The following is an 8,730-nucleotide window of genomic DNA, read 5'->3' on the forward strand; positions in this document are numbered from 1 at the left end:
TGCAAGGCGCCGAGCATGTGCTTGCCTCCTACCGGCACATGCTCGCGCATCAACCCGAACACGATGTCCGCTACTACTGGGACACGCATATGTGCGCCTCGTTCATGGTCGATGCGCTCGGACTCAGGCAGATCGACGACATCGGTATTGACAAGGTGATGTGGTCGTCTGATTATCCGCACAACGAAAGCACTTACGGCTACTCGGAGAGGTCGCTGGCCGCGGTGGTCGACGCCGTCGGCCCCGAGGACGCCGTCCGGGTCGTCAGCGGAAATATTCGGAAGTTTTTGGGGATCGAAAAATGACTGACTCGCTTGCCGTCCGCGGAACGGCGCTGACACTGGCCGACATTCCCGACGAGCCGGACTGGGAGCGCATGCGCCGCGAAATCGGCGCCCGACTGCGGACCGCGATGACCGAACACGGCGTCGATGCGCTGATCTTGTTGATGAACGGTCATGTCGGGTACGCGACGGGTGCCACCTGGCCGTTGCTCGACGCCGGCCTTTCGCACGTCGAACGGCCGGTCGCGGTGGTGCTGGCCGACGACGAACATCCGCACCTGTTCATGCCGTTTCGGGGCGGGGCCTCCGCCGGAGCGCCGGTGCCCGACGACCATCTGCACGGCCCCGTTTATCTCGAATTCGACCAGGGTGTCCGTGATTTCGCCCGCACGCTGGCCGATCTGATTCCGCACGGCGCCGCGGTTGCGGTGGACGAGCTCACCGGCGCGATGCGCCGCGGCGCGGCCACGCTGTTTCCCTCGGGCACCCCGTCGGACGCGGCCATCGTGATCGCGGCCGCCCAATTGGTCAAAACGCGTGACGAGATCTCCTGCCTGCGGCGGGCCTGTCGGATCACGGAGCAGGCTATGGTGGACGTGCAGAAGGCCCTGGCGCCCGGCGTGCGGCAGATCGATCTCTCGGCGACGTTGGTACGTCGCGCATTCGAGTTGGGTGCCACCACCAACATGCTCGAAGCCATCTGGCAGGTGATGCCGAGCTCGCGGGAGGCCGGGGTGTGGACAACCCATGGCGATCTCGCGCTGCCGCTGTTGCCCACCGAACGTGAACTGGCCGCGGGCGACGTGCTGTGGACCGACATCAGCTTCGGCTACGCCGGATATTGCTCGGACTTCGGCCGCACCTGGCTGGTCGGCGAGCAGCCAACACGGAAGCAGCAGGACCAATTCCGGCAGTGGCGAGCCATTTTGGACGCCGTGCTCGCGGTGACCAAGGCGGGTGTGACGTCCGGGGATCTCGCGAGGGCGGCGATCGCCGCGAACGGCGGCCGCAAACCGTGGCTGCCGCATTTCTATCTCGGCCACGGCATCGGCACCTACCCCGCCGAACCCCCCATGATCGGAACGGATCTCGGGGAGGAATTCGATGACAACTTCGTCTTCCCGCCCGGGATGCTCTTGGTTCTCGAACCCGTCGTGTGGGAGGACGGCACGGGCGGATATCGCAGTGAGGAAATCATCGTGATCACCGAAGACGGCTACCTGCCGATCACCGACTACCCCTATTCCCCCTATGGCGACTGAAATTTCGCCCGACCCCCTGAGGCTGCGGACGGGGCGTCGGCAGCGGGCACTGGCGCAGATGGCCGAACACGACCTGGACATCCTGGTGCTCGGGCGGCAGGCGAACATTCGGTATGTCACCGGGGCCCCGCAGTTGTGGATAGCCGGCACCCGACCGTTCGGCCCGATGTGCGTCGTGGTGCGTGCCGGCGGTGACATCTACCTCAACAGCACGGACGACGAGGGTGTCCCCGAGGAGATCGGCCACGACCACCTGTACGGCCTGGCGTGGAACCCCATGACCCTCATCGAGGTGCTCAAGAACGTCGACGGCGCGGCGACCGCGCGACGCGTCGGAACAGACGCGATCACACCCACTTTCGCGGCGTTGTTGCCCGAGGCGTTTCCCAACGCCGAATTCGTCGACGGCGAACTGGCCATGCGCGATGCGCGGCGCATCAAAACACAGGACGAGATCGCGACGATGGATCCCGCCCTCCGCATCGCCGAACGTGGCCTGGCTGCCGCCGTCGCGGACTTACGGGTCGGAACGTCCGAGCAGGCGTTGGCCGGGGCCGTGTTGGAGGCCATGGCCGCGGGAGGGGTGAGCACCCCGGCCACCCAGGACGCGGCATGGGTGACCTCGCGGGAGCACCCGTTCCGTCGCGCGCGCGCGGCGGGCGAGGTGCGGTCCGGTGACCTCGTTGCGCTGGCCGCGGGTGCGCTCGCGGACGGCTACGTCGCCGAGGTGGGTCGAACCTGGCCGGCGGGAGATTCGACCGACGGCGCGACCCACGAGCTGTTCGGACGCTCGAATGCGCTGTACGACAAGATGCTTGGCGCCTGCCGACCCGGAGCACAGACTCGTGAATTGCTCGCGGCCTACGAGGCGGCCGGTGAACCGCTGCCACCCATGCCGGTCGCGCACGGCCTCGGGCTGGGCTTCGATCCGCCGGTCGTCTCCGAATCACTTTCCGCCGCGGGCGAATACGACCGCCTCGACGCCGGGATGGTGCTGGCGATCACCGGATACGTCTGGCAGCAAGGTGTCGGGGCGGTGTTCCGCCGCGACACGGTCCACATCACCGACGGTGGCCCACGGGTGCTGACCACCAGCCCGTCCTTCGGCTAGAACGCTTTCCGGGCTCCGTGCTATGGTCGCGGGGACAGCGTCTAGGGTTCCGGCGCATTAGCGTGACTGGTCCGAGCGACGCCACCGTATCCCCGGATGGGATGCGGTCATCTGAACGGATAAAAGCCTGGAGGATCTCCGACGGCGCGCCGCGCGCCGCCGAGAAGGTCCTCATGTTTGCGGTCGTCGTTCTGTTTCTCGTCGCTCTGGCAGCCGGTGCGCTCGGCAGCCTTGTCGGCACCGGATCATCCTTGGTGCTGTTACCGGTGCTGGTCTTCGTCTACGGCCCCCGCGTGGCGGTGCCCGTAATGGCGGTCGCCGCCGTGCTGGCCAACGTTGCCCGGGTTGCCGCCTGGCGGCGGGAGATTCACTGGCCGGCGGTGTTCGCCTACGCCGTCCCCGGTGCGCCGGCGGCCGTGCTGGGCGCGCATACGTTGCTCACGATCCCGCAGACCGTCGTGGATGGTGTGCTGGGCGCGTTCTTCCTCGTGATGATCCCCGTGCGCCGGTTCGTGGCGATTCGGCAATGGCGGGTGCGCCTGTGGCAGCTTGCTGTTGCGGGCGCCGTCGTCGGGTTTTTGACCGGGCTCATCCTTTCGACCGGGCCCCTCAGCGTTCCTGTGTTCACGGGATACGGGTTGGGCGGTGGGGCCTTCCTCGGCTCGGAAGCGGCCAGCTCCCTGTTCCTCTATGCGGCCAAGATGGCGACCTTCGGAAAGTTCGGTGCCCTAACGGGTCCCGTGCTGATCCGTGGCCTGGCGATCGGCACGGCCCTGATGCTCGGGCCTTTCCTTACCCGCACGATCGTGCGCCGCATGCAGCCCCACGCTTATGTCCTGTTGATCGACCTGGTGCTGGTCGTCGCCGCAGTGGGGATGTTCATCGCCATGGGAGCGCGCTAATGGCTGACGCCAACAGGGATTCAAATCGCTTGCGCCACTTTAGTTTCAGTCGTCACATTCGCGGATTTTTGTCGGTGGCCTTCGCTAGTTTCGAGTCATGGCTGGCGGAGTTGTTGATCGGGACGCGATTACGGCAGCCTACGATGCTGTGGACAAGGCTTTAGCCAACGTGGCCGCGTTGGACTGTGCGGCCTTGACCAGCCCAGAATGGTTGAATCTGTTGGAGCGCAGCGAGAAGTGGCGACGGCGCATCCCGGCGATCGAGCACCCGATGATCAATGCGCTGGCCCGTCAGGCAACCCCAGAGGAGCTGGGCGGCAAGCTTTCCCACGCGATCGCCGAGTCGACGTGATCAGCCGCTCCGATGCATCGCGGCGGATCAAAGAGGCCACCGACCTGGGTCCGCGACAAGGCCTAACCGGCGAACCCCTGCCACCTGTGCTGGCTGCCACCGCCGCAGCACAGCGCGAAGGCAAGCTTGGGGTTGGGCAGATCGCCGTGATACGGCGTTTCCATCACCAACTGCCCGGCTGGGTAGACCAAGCCACCCACGAGCAAGTCGAAGCCCGGTTGGCCAAGGAAGGCAGTCGGTTTCGTCCCGAACAACTGGCCGAACTGGCCGCCACGCTCGCCGACTGCATCAACCCTGACGGCACCTTCAACGACGACGATCGGGCGCGGCGGCGCGGCCTGAGACTGGGAAACCAGCAAGCCGACGGCATGTCACAACTGCACGGATGGCTGACCCCCGAGGCCCGAGCCACCGTGGAGGCCGTACTGGCCAAGCTGGCCAGTCCCGGTATGTGCAACCCCGAGGTTGACACCCCGTGCGTGGACGGGCCACCTCCACAGGAGGCCATCGACAGCGACACCCGTTCGGTGAACCAACGCCAGCACGACGCGCTCAATACCTCGCTGCGCGCCTTATTGGCTTCCGGAAATCTGGGGCAGCACAACGGACTGCCCGCCTCGATCATCGTCACCACCACGCTGGCCGACCTGGAAGCCGCCGCCGGTAGGGGCATGACCGGAGGCGGCACCACAGTGCCGATGAGTGATGTGATCCGTCTCGCGCGCCACGCCCACCACTACTTGGCGATCTTCGATAAGGGTAAGGCCCTCGCGCTCTATCACACCAAACGACTGGCCTCGCCCGGACAGCGAATCGTGTTATACGCAAAGGATCGCGGCTGCACCGCACCCGGCTGCACAGTGAAGGGCTACTACTGCGAAGTTCATCACGTCACCGATTGGGCCAAGAGCGGTACCACTGGCGTCAACGACCTGACGTTCGCGTGCGGACCTCAACACCGGATGCTCAAACCCGACGGCTGGACCACCCGCAAGGGCGCAAACGGTGACACCGAATGGATCCCACCACCACACCTAGACCGGGACCGGCCCCGCACGAACACCTTCCACCACCCCGAAAAGCTGCTCCGCGATGGGCTGGACGACGAACCCTAGGCTCCGCGCGCTTCCTCGGCAAGGGCTGCGTCGAGTAAATCGCCTATGCGGTATCGCGCCCATAGACTCAGCAGATTCGACAGCATCTGCAGTGGCGCGCGCACGCTCTCGTCATCCTTGATGCGTGGATCGGTGCGACTATCGGGTGCCGTGCCAAATCGCTTGCGGATCAGGGCGGGTACGTCTAACAGCCACGCAACCCCCATCGCCGCCGCGTAGAGCAACGTATGCTGGCGCAACCGGCCGGGGTCCAGGGCCGGCCCACCGTAGCGTTGAAACTCTGTGACGAAAACTCCCAGCAACTCATCGAGATGGGCGGTCCACAAATGGGTTTCGGCTGCGGACATGGCTCCCCAGATGGCCATGCCCAGGTTCATCTGGCTGACGCAACCCCAGTCCATCAAGCCACAGTGCAGGTGGTCGTCGGTGTCGCGCCAAAACCATGCGTTGTCGACGTTGGCGTTCCAGTGGCACAGCGCGACGTAGTCCATGTCGGCGGCCAGTTGACGCGCGATGGTGTCTTCGTGGCGCACCAATCGGGGCACCTCGTTGCGCAAGCGCGCCAGGAACTCCGGTGAGCCGATGCCCGCGGGTACCAGCCCGGGATTGTTGTTGATGAACTCGACCAGCTGGGTGAGCCGTCGATCGAGCTGGTCGGCGGAAAACGGTGTCCGTTGCCCCACCGTCGCGGCCTGTACGTCCAGTGGGAAGTGCGCGATCAGGTCGGCGGGCAGCCGCCCGGCCCGGTGTGTGCCGGCGAGGCGGCCCAGCGCGGTCAGCAACGCACGGTAGTGCGCCAGCGGATCGGGCATCTCGTAATCGAGGCACTTGTGATACTGCCGCTCGATCCCGTTCATGTCGAACAGGATTCGTTCGGTGATCAGTATTCCGGTGCCCGTCTCGCGGTGGTAGTCGCCGAACAGCGCCGTGGGCACTCCGATCGGAAATCCCGGTACGCGTGACAGCGCGGCGAACCGCACTTCGGGTTCCATCTGCGTCTTTCCGCGATCACGCACCGGATTCTCCAGATCGCGGGAGAACTTGACGAACAACTCGGTGGGCAGATCCGATGCGGGCCTTTCGTATTCGACAGCCAGCACCATCTTGCGCCCCGTGCTGCCACCGGGCACCTCGTCGAGGGAGACGATGTTCGTGACACTGTTGTCCCGCAACGCGCCGGCCACCCGGAACGCATCGGTGAGAAAGTTCGTCCCGCCGCTGCGCAACGCGGCTGGGTCGGCCGGAATCTCCAGTCCATGCTGCTCGCCGAGGACCCAGTATGACGTCACGACTTACCAGGTTTGTTCGGCCGCGCGCACCAGCATGTGATTGACCGCCACACGGCGGTCGCGCGTCACCATGAACAGCACCGCGTCGGCGATGTCCTCCGACCGCAGCTTGACCATGTCCGCGGTCTGGCGTGCGAACGCTTCGCGTGACGACTCGGACAGGTGGCTGAAGATTTCTGTGTCGACCGTTCCCGGACCCACCACACCTACCCGGACCCGCTGGCCGATGAGTTCCTGGCGGATGCCCTCGCTGAAGGCGTTGACGCCGAATTTGGTCAGCGAATAGACGGCGGTTCCGGGACGAGCCACCCAGCCGGCGGTGGAGCTGACCGTGACAAGGTCGGCGACACCGCGCGGCGCGTCGGCCGCGCCGTTGATCAGGTGGGGCAGCGCCGCGCGGGTGGCATAAAGGACGCCCTGAATGTTGACCGACACCATGGCATCCCAGTCCTGCAATGAGGCCTCGGCAGCAGGTCCGGACTGCATCTGACCGGCGTTGTTGACCAAGATGTCGAGGCGGCCGAACTCCTCGACGGCGCGTTCCACGGCGCTTGCCACCTCGGCGGCGTCGGTGACGTCGGCCGACACGACGAGCGCTGTGCCGCCGACGGATTCGATGTCGGCCTTTAGGTTGGTCAGCCGGTCCGCCCGGCGGGCCAGGAGTGCAACTGCCGCGCCATGCGCGGCAAGCGCCTTGGCCGTCGCCGCGCCGATTCCGCTGCTGGCGCCGGTTACCAGTGCCGCCGTGTGTGCCAACGTCGCCGTCATGCTCCGCCTCCCGTGCGCAGGATCTCGTGCAGAACGTAGTCGGTGTCCTCGCCGAGATCGGGAGCCCCCCGCGAGATCTCCACCGGATTGCGGGTCAGCCGCCAGGACGGCCCGAGGATCGGCCGCTGCCCTTCGCGGTGGTCGCTGACGAAGCGATAAAGCTCACGGTCCCAGAGCCGTTGGTCGCCTATCAGGTCGACCGAGGTGGCGCTCTTGGCAGCCGGCACGCCGGCCGCGCGTAGCCGCTGCGCGATGTCCTCGGCGTCGTGCTCGCGGGTGAACCGCGCCAAGTCGGCATCGAGCGCCTCCACATGCTCGTGCCGGTAGGCCGCCGTGGCGTAGCGGGGATCAGTGACCAATGCGTTTGCGCCGAGCACATCGCACAGCCCTTGCCATTCGGCGTCGGTGCCGACGGCCACGGTCAACCAGCCGCCGTCGGTGCAGGGATAACAGCCGTGTGGGCACATGTCAGGGTGGTCGTTGCCCTCCGGCCCGACCCGGTTGCCGGTAAGGCTCTCTTCCAGCAGGCGATCACCGACCATCGATGAAAGCGTCTCCACGGCGGACACGTCGACGAACTGGCCGACTCCGGTCCGCTCGCGATGCAGCAACGCCACCACGGCGGCGTAGGCGGCGGCCGCGCCGACGGTGGAGTCGCCATAGCGCATGCTGGCGCCGAGCGGGGGCCCGCCGCGATAGCCGACCAGCGAAGCCATCCCGGCCAGCGCGGAAAAGCAAGGCGCATAACCCGTTTGATGTCCGAGCGGGCCGTCGTTCCCCCACATTTTGATCGACACCGAAATGATGTCCGGCTTGATCGCCGTGAGGTCCCGATATCCCAACCCCTGCCGCTCCATCGCCCCCGGCCGCAGGTTGTTGAGGACGACGTCGCTGTGTGCGATCAGCTCCCGTAGCCGCGCCATGCCCTCGGGCGCCTTGATGTCGAGGTCGACGCTGAGGATCTCCGGGTTGATGCTGAGGAAGTACGGCGCGTGATTGATGTCGGTTCCGCCGTAGGCGCGCATCTCTTCGGGCAGCGCCGCGGACTCGACCTTGATCACTTCGGCGCCCAGCTGCGCCAGCAGCTTGCCCGCGTACGGGCCCGCCCACACCTTCGTGAGCTCGACGACCCGGACTCCTTCGAGCGGACCGCCCCGGCGGCGCTGGGGCGCCTTGAGCTGTGCGGATTTCACCGCCGGCGGCGTGTGCGCATGATCCGGCCCGTCCAGAAACTGATCGGTGTGTTGGCCAAGAGCCGGTGCCGCGGAGACGATTTTGGCGGGCGTCTCGGTCAGCGCATAGGGGACGGTGGGATACGCCGCGTCGCCGAGCACGGGGTGGTGCACATCGGCGAAGAAGTGGCGGTGGACGTACTGCGGCGACAGGCGCAGGTCAGCTGCGCCGTTGACCGGCACCAGCGGCACGCCCAGGCGCTGGGCCTGCTCTGAGGCGGCCTCCTTGGCCAGATCCCGGACCCACGCGGCGAATTCCCGCTGGAATGTCGCGACCTTCTCCGCGGTCACCGAGAACTCGAGCCAGTCGTCGTCGAAATCGTCGAACCAGTCCGGATGGCCCATGAGTTCCCTGACGCCCAGCCAGTGCGCGCGGTTGGTCATGTACAGGTAGACGAATCCGTCGCCGCACGCG

Annotated in this window: 7 protein-coding genes and 1 pseudogene; 5 read left to right on the top strand and 3 right to left on the bottom strand. The window is 66.3% G+C overall.

The genetic code is table 11. From position 1 onward, the window contains the following. The 5 genes and pseudogenes from JOZ00_RS04425 to JOZ00_RS04445 form a co-directional block, all read left to right on the top strand. The coding region (locus tag JOZ00_RS04425) for an amidohydrolase family protein (protein WP_293340179.1) at positions 1-305 on the top strand (305 nt) is incomplete at its 5' end. Further along, positions 302-1,546: a Xaa-Pro peptidase family protein gene (locus tag JOZ00_RS04430; protein ID WP_293340182.1), complete on the top strand. Its 1,245-nt coding sequence runs from the start codon at positions 302-304 to the stop codon at positions 1,544-1,546. The genes JOZ00_RS04425 and JOZ00_RS04430, both read left to right, overlap by 4 nt. Further along, positions 1,536-2,657 carry a M24 family metallopeptidase gene (locus tag JOZ00_RS04435; protein ID WP_293340185.1) on the top strand — a complete coding sequence of 374 codons (1,122 nt, stop codon included), beginning with the start codon at positions 1,536-1,538 and terminating at the stop codon, positions 2,655-2,657. The genes JOZ00_RS04430 and JOZ00_RS04435 overlap by 11 nt, the downstream gene beginning before the upstream one ends. Positions 2,658-2,830: 173 nt before the next feature. Continuing rightward, positions 2,831-3,559 carry a sulfite exporter TauE/SafE family protein gene (locus JOZ00_RS04440; protein ID WP_293340188.1) on the top strand — a complete coding sequence of 243 codons (729 nt, stop codon included), beginning with the start codon at positions 2,831-2,833 and terminating at the stop codon, positions 3,557-3,559. A gap of 97 nt (positions 3,560-3,656) precedes the next feature. Next, a pseudogene (locus JOZ00_RS04445) lies at positions 3,657-5,026 on the top strand (HNH endonuclease signature motif containing protein). Here JOZ00_RS04445 and JOZ00_RS04450 read toward each other — a convergent pair. The 3 genes from JOZ00_RS04450 to JOZ00_RS04460 form a co-directional block, all read right to left on the bottom strand. After that, complete coding sequence (locus JOZ00_RS04450; protein WP_293340191.1) at positions 5,023-6,315, bottom strand: hypothetical protein; 1,293 nt, start codon at positions 6,313-6,315, stop codon at positions 5,023-5,025. The pseudogene JOZ00_RS04445 and the gene JOZ00_RS04450 overlap by 4 nt on opposite strands. 3 nt (positions 6,316-6,318) lie before the next feature. Next, positions 6,319-7,083 (bottom strand): SDR family NAD(P)-dependent oxidoreductase, encoded by a 765-nt coding sequence (locus tag JOZ00_RS04455; RefSeq protein WP_293340194.1) that lies wholly within the window; start codon positions 7,081-7,083, stop codon positions 6,319-6,321. Continuing rightward, positions 7,080-8,730, bottom strand: a 1,651-nt coding sequence (locus JOZ00_RS04460) for a CoA transferase (protein ID WP_293340197.1), incomplete at its 5' end; no start/stop codon positions are given. The genes JOZ00_RS04460 and JOZ00_RS04455, both read right to left, overlap by 4 nt.

Source organism: Mycobacterium sp. (assembly GCF_019243155.1).
GTDB lineage: Bacteria > Actinomycetota > Actinomycetes > Mycobacteriales > Mycobacteriaceae > Mycobacterium.